The organism is Pseudomonas sp. QE6 (assembly GCF_041379005.1).
Lineage (GTDB): Bacteria > Pseudomonadota > Gammaproteobacteria > Pseudomonadales > Pseudomonadaceae > Pseudomonas.
The window spans coordinates 1,436,671-1,455,986 of sequence record NZ_CP166873.1 but is presented as its reverse complement, the minus strand read 5'-3'; the positions used below and the strand labels follow the sequence as shown (position 1 = coordinate 1,455,986).

General features: G+C 67.0%; 19 protein-coding genes and 1 other RNA gene. 7 read left to right on the top strand and 13 right to left on the bottom strand.

From position 1 onward, the window contains the following. Positions 1-25: 25 nt before the first annotated feature. The 3 genes from gcvH to ACAW63_RS06565 all read right to left on the bottom strand — a co-directional run bounded on the left by gcvH (position 26) and on the right by ACAW63_RS06565 (position 3,293). Positions 26-415, bottom strand: coding sequence for a glycine cleavage system protein GcvH (gene gcvH / locus ACAW63_RS06575; RefSeq protein WP_371232524.1), 390 nt, complete (start codon positions 413-415; stop codon positions 26-28). A gap of 63 nt (positions 416-478) precedes the next feature. Next, positions 479-1,561 carry a glycine cleavage system aminomethyltransferase GcvT gene (gcvT, locus tag ACAW63_RS06570; protein WP_371232522.1) on the bottom strand — a complete coding sequence of 361 codons (1,083 nt, stop codon included), beginning with the start codon at positions 1,559-1,561 and terminating at the stop codon, positions 479-481. A gap of 112 nt (positions 1,562-1,673) precedes the next feature. Further along, the gene (locus ACAW63_RS06565; protein WP_371232521.1) at positions 1,674-3,293 is read right to left on the bottom strand and encodes an ABC transporter permease; all 1,620 of its coding nucleotides are present in this window, start codon (positions 3,291-3,293) and stop codon (positions 1,674-1,676) included. Between the two features lie 175 nt (positions 3,294-3,468). On the opposite strand from ACAW63_RS06565, the gene ACAW63_RS06560 reads away from it, so the two are divergent. Next, positions 3,469-3,807: a hypothetical protein gene (locus tag ACAW63_RS06560; RefSeq protein WP_371232520.1), complete on the top strand. Its 339-nt coding sequence runs from the start codon at positions 3,469-3,471 to the stop codon at positions 3,805-3,807. A 15-nt stretch (positions 3,808-3,822) separates the two neighbouring features. On the opposite strand, the gene ACAW63_RS06555 is transcribed toward ACAW63_RS06560, so the two are convergent. The 5 genes from ACAW63_RS06555 to ACAW63_RS06535 all read right to left on the bottom strand — a co-directional run bounded on the left by ACAW63_RS06555 (position 3,823) and on the right by ACAW63_RS06535 (position 9,273). Next, a complete protein-coding gene (locus ACAW63_RS06555; RefSeq protein WP_371232518.1) occupies positions 3,823-4,824 on the bottom strand; it encodes an extracellular solute-binding protein in 1,002 nt (333 codons plus the stop codon). Between the two features lie 121 nt (positions 4,825-4,945). Beyond that, positions 4,946-6,163: a 2-octaprenyl-3-methyl-6-methoxy-1,4-benzoquinol hydroxylase gene (locus ACAW63_RS06550; protein ID WP_371232516.1), complete on the bottom strand. Its 1,218-nt coding sequence runs from the start codon at positions 6,161-6,163 to the stop codon at positions 4,946-4,948. Positions 6,164-6,188: 25 nt separating this feature from the next. Further along, entirely contained in the window at positions 6,189-7,373 is a 1,185-nt protein-coding gene (ubiH, locus tag ACAW63_RS06545; protein ID WP_371232515.1) for a 2-octaprenyl-6-methoxyphenyl hydroxylase, read from the bottom strand. Between the two features lies 1 nt (position 7,374). Further along, entirely contained in the window at positions 7,375-8,709 is a 1,335-nt protein-coding gene (gene pepP / locus ACAW63_RS06540; protein WP_371232513.1) for a Xaa-Pro aminopeptidase, read from the bottom strand. 9 nt (positions 8,710-8,718) lie between these two features. Continuing rightward, entirely contained in the window at positions 8,719-9,273 is a 555-nt protein-coding gene (locus ACAW63_RS06535; protein WP_275609731.1) for a UPF0149 family protein, read from the bottom strand. A gap of 186 nt (positions 9,274-9,459) precedes the next feature. On the opposite strand from ACAW63_RS06535, the gene ACAW63_RS06530 reads away from it, so the two are divergent. The 4 genes from ACAW63_RS06530 to ACAW63_RS06515 all read left to right on the top strand — a co-directional run bounded on the left by ACAW63_RS06530 (position 9,460) and on the right by ACAW63_RS06515 (position 10,854). Next, positions 9,460-9,669 carry a TIGR02449 family protein gene (locus tag ACAW63_RS06530; RefSeq protein WP_371232512.1) on the top strand — a complete coding sequence of 70 codons (210 nt, stop codon included), beginning with the start codon at positions 9,460-9,462 and terminating at the stop codon, positions 9,667-9,669. After that, positions 9,666-9,980, top strand: coding sequence for a cell division protein ZapA (locus ACAW63_RS06525; protein WP_371232510.1), 315 nt, complete (start codon positions 9,666-9,668; stop codon positions 9,978-9,980). The genes ACAW63_RS06530 and ACAW63_RS06525 overlap by 4 nt, the downstream gene beginning before the upstream one ends. Positions 9,981-10,012: 32 nt before the next feature. Continuing rightward, positions 10,013-10,191, top strand: a non-coding RNA gene (gene ssrS, locus ACAW63_RS06520) — 6S RNA. A 9-nt stretch (positions 10,192-10,200) separates the two neighbouring features. Beyond that, positions 10,201-10,854 (top strand): 5-formyltetrahydrofolate cyclo-ligase, encoded by a 654-nt coding sequence (locus tag ACAW63_RS06515; RefSeq protein ID WP_371232508.1) that lies wholly within the window; start codon positions 10,201-10,203, stop codon positions 10,852-10,854. On the opposite strand, the gene ACAW63_RS06510 is transcribed toward ACAW63_RS06515, so the two are convergent. Continuing rightward, on the bottom strand, positions 10,842-10,973 hold the full coding sequence (locus ACAW63_RS06510; protein WP_371232507.1) for a hypothetical protein: 132 nt from the start codon (positions 10,971-10,973) through the stop codon (positions 10,842-10,844). The genes ACAW63_RS06515 and ACAW63_RS06510 overlap by 13 nt on opposite strands. Before the next feature lie 324 nt (positions 10,974-11,297). Here ACAW63_RS06510 and ACAW63_RS06505 point away from each other — a divergent pair, with 324 nt between their 5' ends. Together ACAW63_RS06505 and ACAW63_RS06500 are read left to right on the top strand one after the other, a co-directional pair. Beyond that, positions 11,298-11,759, top strand: a complete 462-nt coding sequence (locus ACAW63_RS06505) for an EVE domain-containing protein (protein WP_371232506.1) — start codon at positions 11,298-11,300, stop codon at positions 11,757-11,759. An 85-nt stretch (positions 11,760-11,844) separates the two neighbouring features. Next, entirely contained in the window at positions 11,845-13,683 is a 1,839-nt protein-coding gene (locus ACAW63_RS06500; RefSeq protein ID WP_371232504.1) for a diguanylate cyclase, read from the top strand. A 110-nt stretch (positions 13,684-13,793) separates the two neighbouring features. On the opposite strand, the gene ACAW63_RS06495 is transcribed toward ACAW63_RS06500, so the two are convergent. The 4 genes from ACAW63_RS06495 to ACAW63_RS06480 form a co-directional block, all read right to left on the bottom strand. Continuing rightward, positions 13,794-14,918 (bottom strand): ABC transporter permease, encoded by a 1,125-nt coding sequence (locus ACAW63_RS06495; protein ID WP_371232502.1) that lies wholly within the window; start codon positions 14,916-14,918, stop codon positions 13,794-13,796. Between the two features lies 1 nt (position 14,919). Next, positions 14,920-17,655, bottom strand: a complete 2,736-nt coding sequence (rbbA, locus tag ACAW63_RS06490) for a ribosome-associated ATPase/putative transporter RbbA (RefSeq protein ID WP_371232500.1) — start codon at positions 17,653-17,655, stop codon at positions 14,920-14,922. After that, positions 17,652-18,725 (bottom strand): HlyD family secretion protein, encoded by a 1,074-nt coding sequence (locus ACAW63_RS06485; protein WP_371232499.1) that lies wholly within the window; start codon positions 18,723-18,725, stop codon positions 17,652-17,654. Before ACAW63_RS06485 ends, rbbA begins: the two co-directional genes overlap by 4 nt. Before the next feature lie 167 nt (positions 18,726-18,892). After that, positions 18,893-19,300, bottom strand: a complete 408-nt coding sequence (locus ACAW63_RS06480) for a flagellar basal body-associated protein FliL (RefSeq protein WP_275609722.1) — start codon at positions 19,298-19,300, stop codon at positions 18,893-18,895. Positions 19,301-19,316: the final 16 nt, after the last annotated feature.

Below are 19,316 nucleotides of genomic sequence, written 5' to 3'. Positions count from 1 at the left end.
CGAGGCCTGTGTGTACAGCGGTGTCTTACGCGTCGGCGTCGCAGGAAGCGCGGTAGCCGGCGGCGTCGAGCAGCTTTTCCAGCTCCGCCGGGTTGCTCGGCTTGAGCTTGAAGAACCAGGAGCCGTACGGGTCGTTGTTCACTTCTTCGGGGGTGTCGGCCAGCACGTCGTTGACGGCGATGACTTCGCCGCCCACCGGGGCGTAGATGTCCGAGGCGGCCTTCACCGACTCCACCACACCGGCTTCCTGGCCGGCGGCGAGGGTCTTGCCCAGCTCCGGCAGTTCGACGAAGACCACATCGCCCAGGGCTTCCTGGGCATGGTCGGAGATGCCCACGGTCACGGTACCGTCGGCTTCCAGGCGCGCCCACTCATGGCTGGCGGCGTAACGCAGGTCGGCGGGGATATTGCTCATCTTGTTTTTCCTCGGTGACTGGGCGACGGGCGGCGATGCCGCCCTATTCAAGTTAGATGCAATTTAGATCAGGGCTTTGCCATGACGCACGAAATTCGGCTGAACGACGCGAACCGGGTACCACTTGCCACGGATTTCCACCTCGGCGCGATCGCCGGTGGCGGCCGGCACGCGGGCCAGGGCGATGGATTTGCCCAGGGTCGGGGAGAAGCTGCCGCTGGTGATCTCGCCATCGCCGACGCCCGCGACGCGAACCACCTGGTGGGCGCGCAGCACACCGCGTTCTTCCAGCACCAGGCCGACCAGCTTGGGCGCATCGCCCGCGGCCTTCTGCGCTTCCAGGGCCTGGCGGCCGATGAAGTCGCGCTCGGCCGGTTCCCAGGCGATGGTCCAGCCCATGTTGGCGGCCAGCGGGGAAATCTCTTCGTCCATGTCCTGGCCGTACAGGTTCATCCCGGCTTCCAGGCGCAGAGTGTCGCGCGCGCCGAGGCCCGCCGGGGCGATGCCGGCGCCGACCAGTTCGTTGAGGAAGCCCGGCGCCTCGGCGGCCGGCAGCATGATTTCCAGGCCGTCCTCGCCGGTGTAACCGGTGCGGGCGATGAACCAGTCACCGTCGGCCTTGCCCTGGAAGGGCTTGAGTTCGCCGATCAGCGCGGCGCGGGAGGGAGTGACCAGTTCGGCGGTCTTCTCGCGGGCGTTCGGGCCCTGCACCGCCAGCATCGCGAGGTCCGCGCGCTCGCTCAGGGTGACGTCGAAGCCTTCGGTATGGGCCTGCATCCAGGCCATGTCCTTGTCGCGGGTGGAAGCGTTGACCACCACGCGGTAGCCGTACACGCCGAGGTAGACGATCAGGTCGTCGACCACCCCGCCCCGCTCGTTGAGCATGCCGCTGTACAGCGCCTTGCCCGGGGTCTGCAGTCGTTCGACGTCGTTGGCCAGGAGTCGCTGCAGGTATTCCTTCGCCTGCGGACCGGTGACGTCGACCACGGTCATGTGGGAAACGTCGAACACGCCGCAGTCGCGACGTACCTGGTGGTGCTCTTCGACCTGCGAGCCGTAGTGCAGCGGCATGTCCCAACCGCCGAAATCGACGATCTTGGCGCCGAGGGCGACGTGCAAATCATAGAGCGGTGTGCGCTGTCCCATGGGTGGTCTCCTTCCGGGCGAGGCGGGTGCGGAGCGCGAGAGCGGCCCGCACGAAACGCGCGCATTGTAGTCGCATGACCGGCCTGTGGACAGCGGGTCCGACAGTCGAATCTCAGCGATCGGCGCAACCGGCCGCGCGCGCCGAGCGGCGGATCAGGCCGACGACCGGGAACAACCCCACCAGCACCAGCGTCAGCGCCGGCAGCGCCGCCCGCGCCCACTCGCCCTCACTGGTCATTTCGAAGACCCGCACCGCCAGCGTGTCCCAGCCGAAGGGGCGCATCAGCAGCGTCGCCGGCATTTCCTTGAGCACGTCGACGAACACCAGCAGCGCGGCGCTCAGCGTCCCCGGCAGCAGCAGCGGCAGGTAGACCCTGAAGAATAGTCCCGCACCGCCCACCCCGAGACTGCGCGACGCCTCCGGCAGCGACGGACGGATGCGCGCCAGGGCGCCCTCCAGCGGGCCATGGGCCACCGCCATGAAGCGGATCAGGTAGGCCACCAGCAGCGCGCCGAGGCTGCCCAGCAGCAACGGCTTGCCGGCACCGCCTAGGGCGGTGGACAGCGGAATCACCGCGTGGTTGTCCAGCCAGCTGAAGGCCAGCATGATCGCCACCGCCAGCACCGAGCCGGGCAGCGCATAGCCGAGGTTGGAGATGCCGACCGCCGAACGCACCGCCGGCGTGGGCGACAGACGGCGGGCGAAGGCCAGCAGCAGCGCCACCGCCACCGTCAGCAGCGCGGCGCAGCCGCCCAGGTAAAGACTGTGCAGTATCAGCCCCCAGTAACGCTCGTCGAGGTCGAAACGGCCCTTCTGCCAGCACCAGGCCAGCAGTTGCAGCAGCGGAATGACGAAGGCACAGGCGAACACCAGCAGGCACCAGGCCGTCGCCGCGAACGCCTTCCAGCCATGCAGGCGATACAGTGCGGCACCGCGCGGCCGCTCGCTGGGCACGCCGCTGCGACCCCGGCTGTAGCGCTCGCCCAGCAACACCAGCATGACGAACAGCAGCAGCAGGCTGGCCAGCTGGGTGGCGCTGGAGAGGCTGTAGAAGCCGTACCAGGTCTTGTACACGGCGGTGGTGAAGGTATCGAAGTTGAACACCGAGACGGTGCCGAAATCCGCCAGGGTTTCCATGATCGCCAGGGCAAGGCCCGCGCCGATGGCCGGCCGCGCCATGGGCAGGGCGACCCGCCAGAACGCCGCCCACGGCGACAGCCCGAGCACCCGCGCCGCTTCGGTCAGCCCGCGCCCCTGGGCGAGGAACGCGGTGCGCGCCAGCAGGTAGACGTAGGGATAGAACACCAGCACCAGGACGATGATCACCCCGCCGGTGGAGCGCACCCGTGGCAACCGCAGGCCGCTGCCGAACCACTCGCGCAGCAGCGTCTGCACGGGCCCGGCGAAGTCCAGCAGGCCGACGAAGACGAACGCCAGCACATAGGCCGGCACCGCGAAGGGCAGCATCAGCGCCCAGTCCAACCAGCGCCGGCCGGGAAACTCGCAGAGACTGGTGAGCCAGGCCAGGCTCACGCCGAGCACGGTCACGCCAACCCCGACGCCGCCGACCAGGACCAGCGTATTGCCCAGCAGGCGCGGCAGCTGGGTGTCCCACAGGTGCGCCCAGATCTCCCGGTCGATCTCCGCCCAGCTCAGCAGCAAAACGCTGATCGGCAGCAATACCAGGGCGGCGACGAGGAAGGTGGTGGGGTACCAGCGGTTGACGCGCATGCAGCGGACTATCCAGAAACTTCAGTGGGTACTCGGGTCAGACATATCCGAATGGCGCTCGGAACACGCCGCCAGCGAGCTCGAAATCGACTGATCCTCAACGAGCAGGGATAAAGCGCAAGGTAGAGCGGTCGAATCGGCCACTTTGCCATTCCCCTCCTTCAGGAAAAAGCCCATGTTTCTTCGCCGCGCTCTGCCAACCCTGCTATTCGCCCCGCTGTGTGGACTGGCAGTGGCCGACGAGCCCACCGCCACCGAAGCCTGCCTGAACCTCGCCCACCGCTCCCTGGCCGGCGATCCGCAACAGGCGCAACGCTGGCAGGAGGTCTGGGTCGACGCGGGCCTGACGCGCGAGGAGGCCTATGATGGCGAAGTCGAAGGCCAGCAGGTCGACCGGCGCCTGCGCCTGGTACTGCGCCGGGACAACGCCGAGGACGGGTTGCTCACCTGCTTCCTGCGGGGCACCAATCAGGCCGTTTCGGCACAGTACCAGGCAAAGGCCGACGCCCCTTGAGGCGTCGGCAGGCAATCAGTTCCAGCCGGCGCGATCCATCAGTTTGATCGCCTCGGCCTGGCGCTTGCCGGCAACTTCAACCGGGATGCTGTCGGCCTTGAATGCGCCCCAGGCCGCCACTTCCTGCGACGGAGCCACCTTCGGGTTGGCCGGGAATTCCTGGTTGATACCGGCGAACAGCGCCTGGGCCTGCGGGCCGGTCATCCATTCCACCAGGTTCTTGGCCTGCTCCGGGTGCGGCGCGTACTTGGTCAGGCCGATGCCTGACAGGTTGACGTGCACGCCACGGTCGCCCTGGTTCGGCCAGAACAGCTTCACCGGCAGGTCCGGCTTTTCCTGGTGCAGACGGCCGTAGTAGTAGGTGTTGACGATGCCGACGTCGCACTGGCCGGCGGCGATGGCCTGGAGCAGCGCGGTGTCGTCGGAGAACACGTCGGTGGCCAGGTTGCTCACCCAGCCCTTGAGGATTTCCTCGGTCTTCTGCTCGCCGTGGGTCTCGATCAGGGTGGCGGTCAGCGACTGGTTGTAGACCTTCTTCGCCGTGCGCAGGCACAGGCGGCCTTCCCACTGCTTGTCGGCCAGCGCCTCGTAGGTGGAGAGCTCATCTGGCTTCACCCGCTGGGTGGAGTAGGCGATGGTGCGCGCGCGCAGCGACAGGCCGGTCCAGCTGTCGGTTCCGGAGCGGTACTGCGGCGGGATGTTGGCATCCAGTGTGGGCGAGTCGAAGGGCTGCAGGATGCCCATCTTCTCGGCCTGCCAGAGGTTGCCGGCGTCCACGGTGAGCAGCAGGTCGGCCGGGGTGTTGGCGCCTTCGGCCTTGATCCGCGCCATCAGCGGCGCTTCCTTGTCGGTGATGAACTTGATCTTCACCCCGGTCTTCTCGGTGTAGGCGTCGAACACCGGCTTGATCAGTTCGTCGATGCGCGAGGAATAGACCACCACTTCGTCGGCGGCCTGGGCAGTGCCAGCGATGGCGGCCAGCAGGAGGGTGGCGGGAAGACCTTTGCGCATGAGCATGGGCGTGTCCTTTGCGGGGAAGATATCCCGCAAATGATAAGGAACCGCATTTGCCACTGGGTCGCGCAGGTGTGTCGGGGTATTTCGGCGGGGTGCGGCTTGGGGCCGCAGGCCGCCGTTATCAGACCTGCGCCAGTGTCGGCAGATCGCCGGAAAGCCCCAGCGCCTGCCGCACGAACATGCCCTTGGCTTCATGGTGCTTGTCCACCAGCCGCAGCCCGGCATTGCGCAGCCAGCGCACCGCCAGCGGGTCGGCCTGGAACAGGCGCTGGAAGCCTTCCATCGCCGCCATCATCGCCAGGTTGTGCGGCATCCGGCGGCGCTCGAAGCGGCTCAGCACGCGCTCTTCCGCAATGTTCTCGCCCCGCTCGTAGGCATGCAGAATCACCTCGGCGAGCACCGCGGCATCGAGGAAACCGAGGTTGACGCCCTGCCCGGCCAGCGGATGGATGGTGTGCGCGGCATCGCCGATCAGCGCCAGCCCCGGCTCCACGTAGCGCTTGGCGTGACGCTGGCGCAGCGGGATGCACAGGCGGCGGTCGGCATGCTCGATGGCGCCCAGGCGGTGCTCGAAGGCCCGTCCCAGGGCGGCGCGGAAACCGTCGTCGTCCAGCGCCATGATGCGTTCGGCCTGCTCCGGAGTGGTCGACCAGACGATCGAGCACCAGTGCGCGTCGCCCTCCTTCGCCAGCGGCAGGAAGGCCAGCGGGCCGTCATCGGTGAAGCGTTGCCAGGCCGTGGCCAGGTGCGGCTTCTCGCAGCGCACGCTGGTGACGATGGCGTGGTGCAGGTAATCCCACTCGCGGGTGGCGCAGCCGGCCAGGCGGCGCACCGCCGAGTTGGCGCCGTCGGCGGCGATCACCAGCGGCGTGCGGATTTCCCGGCCATCGGCCAGGGTCAGCAGCCAGTCGTCGCCGGAATGGCGCAGCTGCTCCAGGCGCGCGCCGGGCAGCAGGCCGAGGGCGGAGTCGTGCAGGCGATCCAGCAGGGCATCCTGCACCACGCGGTTCTCGACGATATGGCCGAGCACCTCGGCATGCACGCTGGCGGCGCTGAAGTGGATCTGCCCGGTGCCCGAGCCGTCCCACACCTGCATCTCGCGATAAGGCTCGGCGCGGCGCGCGGCGATGCCGTCCCAGGCGTGCAGGCGCTGGAGGATGCGCCGGCTGGCTTCGGACAGCGCGCTGACGCGCGGCTCGAAGCTCGACTCGCGGTCAAACGGCTTGACGCTCATCGGGCTGCCGTCCAGCAGCAGGATGTCCAGGCCACTGCCTTCCAGGGCCAGGGCCAGCGCGCTGCCGACCATGCCGGCCCCGACTATTACCAGATCCGCGTGCATCGAATTTCCTTCTGACTGGGGGCTGTCACACCGGGCGGGCGCCCAGGCCCATGGCCTGGCGAGCGAACCAGCGCTTGGCCGGCGGCAGCAGGTCGAGGCCGAGCAGGCCCAGGTTGCGGCCGGTGGCGAGCAGCGGCTGGGCGTTGGAGAACAGGCGGGTGACACGGTCGGAGAAGCCGACGGTCATCTGCTGGTCCAGGCGCTGGCCGTCGAGATAACGCTGCAGCACGGCGAAATCGCCCGGCACGGCCTCTTCCTGCAACAGCCGGTCAGCCAGTGCCTGGGCATCGCGCAGCGACAGGTTGAAGCCCTGTCCGGCGATCGGGTGCAGGCTGTGAGCGGCATTGCCCAGCACCACCAGGTGCGGGCGAATCTGTTCCTCGGCCTCGATCAGGCTCAGCGGGTAGCCATAGCGGGCGCCGACCTGGCGGAAGGCGCCGAGGCGATAGCCGAAGGCTTCCTGCAATTCAGACAGGAAGGCCGCATCGGGCAGCTCGCGCAAGCGCTCGGCATCGCGGCCGTTGCGGGTCCAGACCAGCGCGCAGCGGTTTTCCGGCAGCGGCAGCAGGGCCAGCGGGCCGTTCTCGGTAAAGCGTTCGAAGGCCTGGCCACGGTGGGCTTCGGACGGACTGACGTTGGCGATCAGCGCGGTCTGCCCGTACGACGAGGAGCGCACGCCGATGCCCAGCTGCTCGCGCAGGCCGGAACGGCCGCCATCGGCCAGCACGGCGAGGTCGCAGTCCAGCTGCGTGTCGTCGTCCAGAGTCAGGCGATAGCCATCGCCGATCGCTTCCATCCGCCGCACCTCGGCGGGGCAGCGCCAGCTGACCACTTCCGGGTCCAGGGCACGCCACAGGCTCTGGCCGAGCCAGGCGTTCTCCACCACATAGCCCAGGGCCGGAACGCCCTCCTCCACCGCCGTCAGGCGCGCGGAGCCGAAGCGACCGCGGTCGGAGACGTGAATCTGCGAGATCGGCTCGGCGCGCTGGGCGATCTGCTGCCAGAGCCCCAGGCGTTCATAGATCTGCCGGCTGCCGAAAGACAGCGCGGACGAGCGCGCATCGTAGCTGGGCTGATAGGCATCGCCGGGGGCGAACGGCTCGACCAGCACGATCCGCCAGCCGCGCTCGCGTGCGCCAGCCTGGAGAATCAGCGCCAGGCTGGCGCCCACCAGGCCACCACCGATTATGGCCAGTTGCGCTCGTTGCATGTCAGGCGGCCTGGGCGCGGGCTTGCGCCATCAGTGCCTCGATCTCGGCGACGGTCTTGGGCACACCGTTGGTCAGGATCTCGCAGCCGGTCTTGGTCACCACCACGTCGTCCTCGATGCGCACGCCAATGCCGCGCCACTTCTTCGGCACATCGGTGTTGTCCGGGGAAATGTAGATGCCCGGCTCGACGGTCATCGACATGCCCACTTCGAGCACGCGCCACTCGCCACCGACGCGATACTCGCCGACATCATGCACGTCCATGCCCAGCCAGTGGCCGGCACGGTGCATGTAGAAGGCCTTGTAGGCTTCGTTGGCGATCAGTTCGTCGACATCGCCGCTGAGCAGGCCGAGCTTCACCAGGCCGGCGGTGATGACCCGCACGGTAGCCTCGTGGGCCTCGTTCCAGTGGCGGCCCGGCGCGATGTAGTCGAAGGCCGCCATGTTGGCGTCGAGCACCAGTTGGTAGATGGCCTTCTGCTCGGGGCTGAACACACCATTGGCCGGGAAGGTACGGGTGATGTCGCTGGCGTAGCAGTCGATCTCGCAGCCGGCGTCGATCAGGATCAGGTCACCGTCCTTGATCGGCGCGTCGTTCTCCCGGTAGTGCAGGATGCAGGCGTTGCGGCCGGCGGCGACGATGGAACCGTAGGCAGGCATCTTCGCCCCGCCCTTGCGGAAGGCGTAGTCGAGCTCGGCTTCGAGGTGGTACTCGCTGAGCCCCGGACGGCAGATCTGCATGGCGCGCACGTGGGCGCCGGCGGATACCTCGGCGGCGTAGCGCATCACCTTCACCTCGCCCGCGCTCTTGTACAGGCGCATGTCGTGCAGCAGGTGGTCGAGGGCGACGAACTCGTTCGGCGGCTGCGCCCCCTGGCGGGCCTTGGAGCGGATCACGTTGATCCAGTCCACCAGCCGGCGGTCGAATTCCTGGTTGGCGCCCAGCGCGTAGTAGACGCGGTCGCGGCCTTCGATCAGGCCGGGGAGGATGTCGTCGATGTCGCCAATGGGGAACGCATCGTCGGCGCCGAAGCTGCTGATCGCGCCGTCCTGCCCGGCGCGCAGACCGTCCCAGAGTTCACGCTCCGGATCGCGCTCGCGGCAGAACAGCACGTACTCGCCATGTTCGCGGCCGGGGATCAGCGCCATCACCGCCTCCGGCTCGGGGAAGCCGGTGAGGTACTGGAAGTCACTGTCCTGGCGGTAGACGTGCTCGACGTCGCGGTTGCGGATGTACATCGGCGCCGCCGGGAGGATGGCGATGCTGTTGGGTTCCATCTGCGCCATCAGCGCCTTGCGCCGACGGGCGTATTCCGACTTGGCGATACGGATCATGCAGCAACCTCAATGCAGGGACGGTTTCTCGGCCGGTGCCGGCACCTTGCCGAACTCGGAGAACAGCAGCAGCGGGGCGACGCGCAGGTACTCCTGCACTTCCATATAGTCGGCCTCGCCGTCTTCGGAATCTTCCAGCGCGCCCTGGACCTGAGCGATGGCGGCGATGTCCTGGAGCACTTCGTCGGCTTCGTCGGACAGGCTGGGGGAGCGCAACGCCAGGCCGAAGCCGGCGAGGAAACCCTGGCACCACTGGCCCAGGGCCGCGGCGCGCTCGGCCAGCGGGGCGTCGTCGTTGGGCAGCATCAGCACCACGGCCATCTCGCCGGCGCTGAAGTCCTGCTGGACCATGCCCAGCAGGCCGCCCAGGGCCGCACTCAGGCGTTCGCCCGGCTCGCCGCCGAGCAGTTCGCCGGCGGCCTGCAGCCACTCGTCCTGGTCGAAGCCGGAACCGGCGCAGACGCGGCCGAGCAGGTGGCCGTGCAGCTCGGCGGGGGAAATCGGCAGGGCGGCCTCGGCGAGCAGGGCGGAGAAGGCGGTATAGGCGGAACTTGACGTGGACATGATCGAACCCGGGGTAAGGCAGCTAGGCGCCATCGGGCGCCGCGCATAGAATGTGGTCCCGTATCCTAGCACCGCCGCCCTGTGCAAGACCATGTAACGGGTCGCCGCGTTGACCCACCCCCGCGGCGGTCCTATATAGTTTCCGGTCACTCCCATTCTTACGAGTAAAGAGCCAAGCGAGAGCCCATGGAAGACGCCGACCTGCACATGCTGATCGCCAAGTTCGACCAGCTGCTCCAGCGCCTGGAGCAGCTCAAGGCCGAGAACCGGCTGCTGCGGGCGAACGAGAAAAGCTGGCGGGAAGAACGCGCCCATCTGATCGAGAAGAACGAATTGGCGCGGCAGAAGGTCGAAGCGATGATTTTGCGACTCAAAGCCTTGGAGCAGGACTCATGAGCCAGTCGAATACCCTCAATGTTCAAATCCTCGACAAGGAGTACTGCATCACCTGCCCTCCCGAGGAACGCGTCAACCTGGAAAGCGCTGCGCGCTACCTCGACAGCAAGATGCGCGAGATACGCTCCAGCGGCAAAGTGATCGGCGCCGACCGCGTGGCGGTGATGGCCGCACTGAACATCACCCACGACCTGCTGCACAAGCAGGAGCGCCAGGACCACGACAGCAGCTCCACCCGCGAACGCGTGCGCGAACTGCTCGAACGCGTGGACCGTGCCCTTACCACCGATAAGGAGCCGGGTGAAGTCTGACCAGGGAAATTTCCTTGGGGTATAATCCGCATCGTTCCCTGGTGTGTTGGCCAGTCGGTGATGTCCCTGAGCCGATAATTGCAACAACGGGGGTTGCCAGTTGGGCTGGTGTGCATGTCCGCACGACGGAAAGCCTTAAAGCCTACTGCAACCACCACCTTGAACTCTCGGGTTCAAGGGCTAACCCGACAGCGGCATGTCCGGGGAGCTTTACCCTTCCATGATCCATTCCGACGGTCTCTCCCGTCCCGCCCTGCGCCGCCAACTGCGCCAGGCCAGACGCGCCCTAACCCCGCTCCAGCAACGCCTCGCGGCCCAGGCCTTGTATCGCCAGCTGGCGCAGCACCCGCTGTTTCGTCGGGCGAAGCACATCGCCCTGTACCTGCCGGCTGACGGCGAGATCGATCCACGGCCCCTGATGAAGGCGGCGCAGAAGCGCGGCAAGGCAACCTATCTGCCGGTGCTGTCGGACTGGCCGAAAACCCACATGACCTTCCAGCGCGTCGGCATCGGCGAACGCTGGACGCGCAACCGCTTCGGCATCGCCGAGCCGGTGCCCAACCGCGGCCAGCAACGCCCGGCGTGGGCGCTGGACCTGTTGCTGTTGCCACTGGTGGGGTTCGATCCGCAGGGCGGACGCCTGGGCATGGGCAAGGGGTTCTACGATCGCACCCTGGCCTACCTGGGCATGCGCAAAAATTGGCACACACCGACACTATTGGGTCTGGCGCACGAGTGTCAGAAGGTCGATCAGCTGGAGCTGGCCAGCTGGGACGTACCGCTGATGGGCACGGTGACGGATGGCGGCTGGTATGGCCGGCTTGCACAGGCGTCGCGATCCCTGCGACACCCGGCAGGCAATCAGGGCTGCTGAGTGACCTGGGCAGGAATACTGCCCTGGCGTTCCCAGAGGCTCTGGGTGTAACCGGTGGTGACGACCCCCAGGCCGAACAGGATTACCAGAACCCACAAAAGATCAGGCTTGCGTTTCATCGATTGCCTCCCCCTTCCAGGCAAACTGTCCACGATGGCCGGCGGTGTTTTTTTGTCCGTCCGGCGGGCCAAGCTAAAAACGGCGGCATTCTCCGACAATGAAATGCTTCTCGCAATTCTGACGCCAACCGATCGTCGGAGGAGGCGCACCTGCCAAAACTTCGGGCACTTTCAGGCAATGTTCATGCCGTTTTCCTACATTTTCTTCCTACGGTAAATCTTCCGCGAGCCGGCAGCTTGTCGCAGGGGAAACACCTACCCTTAGTCCCCGGACGGCCCGCGCCCGCTTCCGGACACTCGCCACATACAAGGAGCCCTTCGCCAATGGCACGCGCTTACTGGCTGATGAAATCCGAGCCCGACGAACTCTCCATCCACGACCTCAAGCGCCTGAAGACCGCGCGCTGGGACGGCGTGCGCAACTACCAGGCACGCAACTTCATGCGCAGCATGCAGCCGGGCGACCTGTTCTTCTTCTACCACTCCAGTTGCCCCGAGCCGGGCATCGCCGGCATCGCGCAGATCGAGGGCGAGGCCTACCCCGACCCTACCGCGCTCGATCCGCAGAGCCACTATCACGACCCCAAGGCCAGCGCGGAAAAGAACCCCTGGACCGCGCGCGACGTGGGCTTCGTCGAAGCCTTCACGGCGGTGCTGCCGCTGGCCGCGCTCAGGGCCCAGGCAGGGCTCGAAGACATGCCGCTGGTCCAGCGCGGCAGCCGTCTGTCGGTGATGCCGGTGACCGAGGAGCAGTGGCGGATCGTGCTGGGCCTGGCCCGGCACTGACGGGGGACAAGCCTGGAAATAGCCTGGCCGTGAAAGGCAGATATCACTGTGCTATTAGGTAAGGAACGCTTCCGGAATTCATCGCATGGACCGCCTGAAGTCCTCCCTTGCCACCTACCTCGGACTTGGCGGCCTGCTCTGTGTTCTGCTGCTGGCCAGCGCCTGGCTCGGCCTCGAACTGGCCAACAGCGAACGGCAACGGGTTCGCGAACGCCTGAACTTCCAGGCGCGCGCCCTCGCCCATCAACTGGAGGCCAACCTGCACGAACAGGTGCAGGGGCTGGACCTGCTGGCCGAGCTCTGGACCCACCACGGGCGCATCCAGCGCTCGGAATGGGAACTCAACGCACGCTTCTACATCGACAACTTCCCCGGCTATCAGTCGATCCAGTGGGCCGATGCGGACCTGCGCATCCACTGGGTGGAGCCCCTGCAGGGCAACGAGGTGGCGCTGAACTACTGGCTGACGCCGATGAGCCCCGGCTATGCCACCGCCATGGCCGCTCGCGACACCGGCAAGCCACACCTGAGCGACAGCATCGAGCTGCTCCAGGGTGGACGCGGCTTCGTGCTTTACACGCCGGTCTACCTGCGCGCGCCGGACGGCAACCTGCAATTCGACGGTTTCATGGAGGGTGTGTTCCGCGTCGGCAACCTGATGAACCATCTGCTGGAGCAGGCCGACAGCCAGCTGTTCAGCGTGCGCCTGCTGGAGCATGGCCAGCCGTTGTACGTCCGCGCCCAACCGGATAGCCGCGCCGAGGACACCCTGCGCCTGCCGCTGCAGCTGCTGAACAACCGCAGTTTCGAACTGGAGCTCAGCCCCAGCGCGGCACTGGTGAAATCGCTCTCCACACCGCTGCCGGCGGTCGTCTTCAGCGCCGCCGTGACCATCAGCCTGCTGTTGATCGCCGCCCTCGCCCTGGCGCGGGACAACGCCCGTCGCGCCACCGCGCTGAGCGCCAGCAACCGCCTGCTGAACCTGGAGGCCGAGCAGCGCCAGGAAATCGAGGGGCACCTGCTGGACAGCCGCGAACGCCTGCAACTGGTGCTCGACCTGACCGACTCCAGCCGCGACGCCCTGTTCATCTTCGAACTGCACACCCGCGAGCTGCTGCACATGAACTGCGCCACTTACAGCAGCCTGGGCTACAGCGCCGAGGAGTTCCGCCAGTTGCTGCGCGACGACCCGGAGCGCCTGATTCCCGGCTTCTTTGCCTGGCTGCAACTGGTACAGCAGGCCAATCGACTGAACCTGTCGATGATCTTCCAGCGCGAGATGCAGCGCCGCGATGGCAGCCTGCAGGCGGCGGAGATCAATACTCAGCTGGCCCGCCAGGGCGAACGCGAGTACCTGATCGCCGTGGCCCGCGACAACGGCGAACGCCTGCAGCTGGAAGCCCAGTTGCAGAAGCAGTCGCAGCAGGACGGCCTCACGGGCCTGTACAATCGCCGCTACTTCGACCGCCAGTTGCAGAGCGAATGGCGTCGCCTGCGCCGTTCCGACTCGCCGCTGGCGATCCTGATGCTCGACGTCGATCACTTCAAACTGTTCAACGACTGCCTCGGCCACCTGGCCGGCGACGATGCCCTGCGCCGGGTCGCCGGCGCCCTTCGCGGCTGCCTGCAGCGCGAAGGGGACGCGGCCTGCCGCTACGGTGGCGAGGAGTTCGTGATCATCCTCGCCGATACCGGCCTGGACGGTGCCGCCCACGTGGCCGCGCGGGTGCACCAGCGGATCGCCGAGCTGGGCATCGCCCACCCGGCGACGGAGCTGGGGCGCCTAGCCATCAGCATCGGCGTGGCCATCGCCAAGCCGGGGCAGGACAGCGAGCCGGACCAGCTGATCGCCCAGGCGGACCAGGCGCTGTACGCGGCGAAGCATCGGGGGCGGAACCAGACGTGCGTGTGGCCGGTGGAGTGAGGATGGCATTTCTGTAGGAGCGAGCTTGCTCGCGAACCCGCTTGACTCCGGAACTGCCGGACAGCTTGTTCGCGAGCAAGCTCGCTCCTACGAAGAGCAAAGAGCGGACATTACGCCATCTGCCCGATGGTCCGGCGGAAGCGCCACAGGGCGCCTGCGAAGAACGCCGCGCCAATCCCGATGATCGCCAGCAGCTGCGGCCAGACGATGGACAGGTCCGCCCCACGATAGAGGATCGCCTGGGCCAGGCTGACGAAGTGGGTGGTCGGCGCCGCCAGCATGATGGTCTGCACCAGCTCCGGCATGCTCTCGCGCGGCGTGGTACCGCCGGAGAGGATCTGCAGCGGCATCAGCGTCAGGATCACCAGCAGGCCGAGCTGCGGCATCGAGCGCGCCACGGTGCCAAGGAAGATGCCCATGGACGTGGTGGCGAACAGGTGCAGCGCCGCGCCCAGCAGGAACAGCCCCACCGAACCGCTGATCGGCACGTCCAGCCAGCCGCGCACCACCAGTTGCAGGGAGATGGCCGCCGCCACCAGCACCACGGTACCCATGGACCAGACCTTGGCCATCATGATCTCGAAGGCGGTCAGCGGCATCACCAGCAGGTGCTCCACCGTGCCGTGCTCGCGCTCGCGGATCAGCGCGGCGCCGGTGAGGATGATCGACAGCATGGTGATCTGGTTGATCACCTCCATCACCGCGCCGAACCAGGCCTGGGTCAGGTTCGGGTTGAACTCCATGCGCACCGCCAGGGCCGCCGGCATCGCCGCCTCGGCGCGGTAGCGGCTGACGAACTCGCGCACCTCGGTGCCGACGATGTTCTGGATGTAGCCGGCGCCGGAGAACGCCTGCCCGGTCTGGGTCGCGTCGACGTTGACCTGGATCGCCGGCTGCCGCCCGGCCAGCACGTCGCGCTGGAAGTCCGGCGGGATGTCCAGGGTGAAGGTGTACAGGCCGACGTCCATGCCGCGGTCCATCTGCGCGTGGCCGATCATTTCCGGGACACGGAAGTACGGCGGCTGGAAGGCATTGATGATGCGCGTGGAGAGCTGCGACTGGTCCTCGTCGACGATGGCGATGGGCGCGTGATGCAGGGTTTCCGGCACGCCGGTGGCGGAGCTGTAGACGCCCAGGGTGAAGGCCCAGGCGATCAGGATCAGCATCGCGTAGTCGCGGCCCAGGCTGCGGAATTCCTTGATGCCGAGGTTGAAGATATTCGCCAGTTTCTTCATCTCAGGCCTCCTGCTTCTTCAGGCAGGCCACGCTGAGCAGCGTCAGCACCACCACCATCGCCAGCAGCGGCAGGTAGTAGACCCACAGGTCGGCAAAACCCAGCGCCTTGGAAAAGGCGCCGCGACTGACGACCAGGAAGTGCGAGGTCGGGTACAGCTGGCCGATCACCGCCGCCGCGCCCTCCAGCGACGACACCGGGTGGATCAGCCCAGAGAACTGGATGGCCGGGATCATGGTGGCGATGGCGGTGCCGAACACCGCGGCGATCTGGCTCTTCATGAAGGTCGAGAGCAGCAGCCCCAGCCCGGTGCTGGTCACCACGTAGAGGAAGGCGCCGATCAGCAGCGCGAGGAAGCTGCCCTTGAGCGGCACCTGGAACAGCAGCACGGCCATGGCCAGCATCAGCACGAAGTTGATCATGCCCATGCCGATGTAGGGCAACTGCTTGCCCAGCAGGAACTCCAGGCGCGTCACCGGCGTGACGTAGAGGTTGGTGATCGAGCCCAGCTCCTTCTCGCGCACCACGCCCAGGGCGGTGAGCATCGCCGGGATCATGATCAGCAACAGCGGGATCACCGCCGGCACCATGGCCTTCAGGCTCTCCACGTCCGGGTTGTAGCGGTAGCGCACTTCGGTGCTGGCCGCCGCACTGGCGGCAGCACTGCCATTCTGTCGGGCGAGATCGGCGAGGTAGCTCGAATGCAGGCCCTGTACGTAGCCGAGCACGGTGTTGGCGCGGGTCGGCATGGCGCCGTCGATCCATACGCCGATCTGCGGATCGGCGCCGCGCTTGAGGTCGCGGCCGAAGTTCGGCGGGATCTCCACTGCCAGGCTGATCTCGCCGCTGCGCAGGCGCCGCTCCAGGTCGTCCGGGTCCTGAATGGTCGGTTTCTCGATGAAGTAGCGCGAGCCGGCGATGTTCAGCGCGTAGGCCTGGCTGGTGGTGGTCTGGTCACGGTCGAGCACCGCGTAGGTCAGGTCCTCGACGTCCATGTTGATGCCGTAGCCGATGATGAACATCAGCAGCGCGGTGCCCACCAGCGCCAGGGTCAGGCGGATCGGGTCGCGGCGCAGCTCCATGGCCTCGCGGCGCGCGTAGCTGAACAGGCGCAGCCAGCTGAAACGGTCGCTGCCGGTGTACTTCGAGGGCGTCGCGGGCGCTTGTGGCGCGGGCGCCGCCTCCGGCACCGGCGCGCTGCCGGCGGCCTCTTCCAGGTAGGCGATGAAGGTGGCTTCCAGGGTCGGCAGGCCACGTTTTTCCATCAGGCCCTGCGGAGTATCGCTGTCGAGCACCTTGCCGGCGTGCATCAGCGAGATGCGGTCGCAGCGTTCGGCCTCGTTCATGAAGTGGGTGGAGATGAAGATGGTCACGCCGTCGTTGCGCGACAGCTCCACCATCAGCTCCCAGAAGCCGTCGCGGGCCACCGGGTCGACGCCCGAGGTGGGTTCGTCGAGGATCAGGATTTCCGGCTTGTGGATCACCGCCACGGCCAGCGACAGGCGCTGGCGGATGCCCAGCGGCAGGCTGTCGGGCAGCTCGTTGCACACCTTGCCCAGGTCGAAACGTTCGAGCATCTCCTGTACGCGCGGCCCGATCCGGTCGGCCGGCAGGTGGAACAGCTTGGCGTGCAGCTCCAGGTTCTGCAGCACCGTCAGTTCGGCATAGAGCGAGAACGCCTGGGACATGTAGCCGACGCGCCGGCGGGTCTCCATGTCGTTGGCGTTCACCGGCTGGCCGAACAGCGCGCAGGTGCCTTCGCTGGCCGGCAGCAGGCCAGTGAGCATCTTCATGGTGGTGGACTTGCCGCAGCCGTTGGAACCGAGGAAGCCGAAGATTTCCCCGCGCTCGATGCGGAAGCTCACATGGTCCACCGCGACGAAATCGCCGAAGCGGCAGGTCAGTCCTTCGGCCTCGATGGCGATCTGCGGAGCGCCTTCGCTCTGCGCGCGCGGCGGAATCACCAGCGTGTGGTGAGCGGCGCGCTTGCTCTCGGGCAGCAGGGCGATGAAGGCTTCTTCCAGGTTCCGGGTGCCGGTGTGCTCGCGCAGTTCGGCGGGCGTGCCAGTGGCGAGCACCTTGCCGTCGTCCATCGCCACCAGGTGGTCGAAGCGCTCGGCCTCCTCCATGTAGGCGGTGGCCACCAGCACGCTCATGCCTTCGCGGCCGGCACGGATGCGGCCGATCAGCTCCCAGAACTGGTTGCGCGAAAGCGGATCGACGCCGGTGGTGGGTTCGTCGAGGATCAGCAGGTCGGGGTCGTGGATCAGCGCGCAGCACAGCCCGAGCTTCTGCTTCATGCCGCCGGAGAGCTTGCCCGCCGGCCGTTCGGCGAACGGCGCAAGGCCCGTGCTGTGCAGCAGGTCGGCGATGCGCCGCTCGCGCTCGGCCTTGTCGTGGCCGAACAGGCGGCCGAAGAAGTCGACGTTCTCGAACACCGAGAGCGTCGGGTAGAGGTTCTTGCCCAGGCCCTGGGGCATGTAGGCGATGCGCGGGCACACGGCGCGACGGTGGCGGGCGTCGCGCATGTCGCCGCCGAGCACCTGGATTTCGCCGTCCTGCATCTTCCGCGCACCGGCGAGCAGCGCCAGCAGGCTGGACTTGCCCACGCCGTCCGGGCCGATCAGGCCGACCATGCGGTTGGCCGGGATTTCCAGCGTGACGTCGTCCACCGCGCGAGTCTCGCCGTAGCGCAGCGAGACGCCGGCCAGACGGGCCACGCAGTCGGCGGCGTTCATTGCGGAACCTTGATCTGCAGTTCAGCCGGCCACTGCGCTTGCGGGTCGAGGCGCAGGTAGGCCATGCCCGGCACGCCGGTCTTCACGTAGGTGATGTACTTCGCAAGCAGCTGCGGATCGAGCCGCGCCTTGACGCGGAACATCAGCTTCTCGCGCTCGTTGGCGGTTTCCACGGTCTTCGGGGTGAACTGCGCGACGCTGGCGACGTAGGAGACTTTCGCCGGGATCACGTACTCCGGCACCGCATCGATCACCAGGCGCACCTCCTGGCCCAGCTCGACCTTGCCGGCCTGGCCAGACGGCAGGAAGAAGGTCATGTAGACGTCGGCCAGATCGACCATGTTGAGCAGCTTGCCGCCAGCGGCCAGCACTTCGCCCGGCTGCGCCACGCGGTACTGCACGCGGCCGTTGCGCGGGGCCTTGAGCAGGCTGTCGTCGATGTCCGCCTGCAGGCGCACGGTGCTCGCGGTGGCGGCCTCGATGGCCGACTGCGCCTCGATCACCTGGGAGCGCGCGGCGGCAATGCCGGCCTGCGCCGACACCACCTGCGAGCGCGAGGCGGCCAGTGCGGCCTGGGCGCTCTGCATCACCGCACGGTCATCATCGAGTTGCTGTTGCGGCAGCGCGTTGCGCTTGACCAGTTGCTCGGTGCGGGTGAAGCGCTTCTGCGCGGCGGTCAGTTCCGCCTGGCGCTGGGCGACCACGGCTTCGGCGGTGGCCTTCTCGCTGGTGCGCTGGGCGACCAGGGATTCGGCGGTGAGCCGGGCGTTCTGCGCCTGGCGCACCTCGGCCTGGGCCTGGGCGAGCTGGGCCTGGAGCACCTGGGTGTCCATCCTCGCCACCACCTGGCCGGCCTTCACGAAGTCGCCCTCGTCCACCAGGATTTCCGCCACCCGTCCAGGCAGTTTGGTGGCCACGTCCACCTCGGTGGCCTCGATGCGTCCGTTACCGCCGGCGAAGCCTTCGGGGAGGCCGGCCGGTTTGAACGTCTGCCAGGCCAGCGCGGCGAGCACGGCCGCAACCACCACGATCAGTCCGCGGGTGCGCCAGCTTTTTGCGATTCCTGCCATCCGATAATCCCCTTCTGCGTGCGCTCGAATTCGAGCGAATCATGAGGGGATCATCGGTAATCGGCGGCGAATGACGCTTGATACAAGTCAGGCGTGACTAGGAAATTTCCTACATGCCTGGTTTGACGGGGCTTAGGGCCATACTGCGCGATGGGCAGGCCCTGAGGTCAGGGCTGGACGATCAGGTTGTTGAACAGCAGGTCGTCCACCAGCGGCTTGCCCTCTTCCTGTTGCAGGACGCCCTGCACCTGCTTGAGAGCCTCCTGGCGCAGCTTTTCCTTGCCATCGACACTGCCGAGGGAGTCGTCGGTCTGCTGGGCGAACAGCATCACCAATTGGTTGCGGATCAGCGGCTCATGATGCTCGACCTTCTCCGAGGCCTCCTTGCCGGTGACCTTCAGGGCGATGTCGGCCTTGAAGTATTTCAGCTTCGGACCGCTGCCGTAGTTGCCCACCAGCGCCGGGGTAAGGTCGACGAAGACCGGCTTGTTGGCGTCTTCGGGCTTGGCCTCTTCTTCCGCGGCAACGAAGGGGCTGAAGGACAGGACCAGCAACAGGGCGAGGAAAGCTCTCAAGGCGATGTCTCCGGAT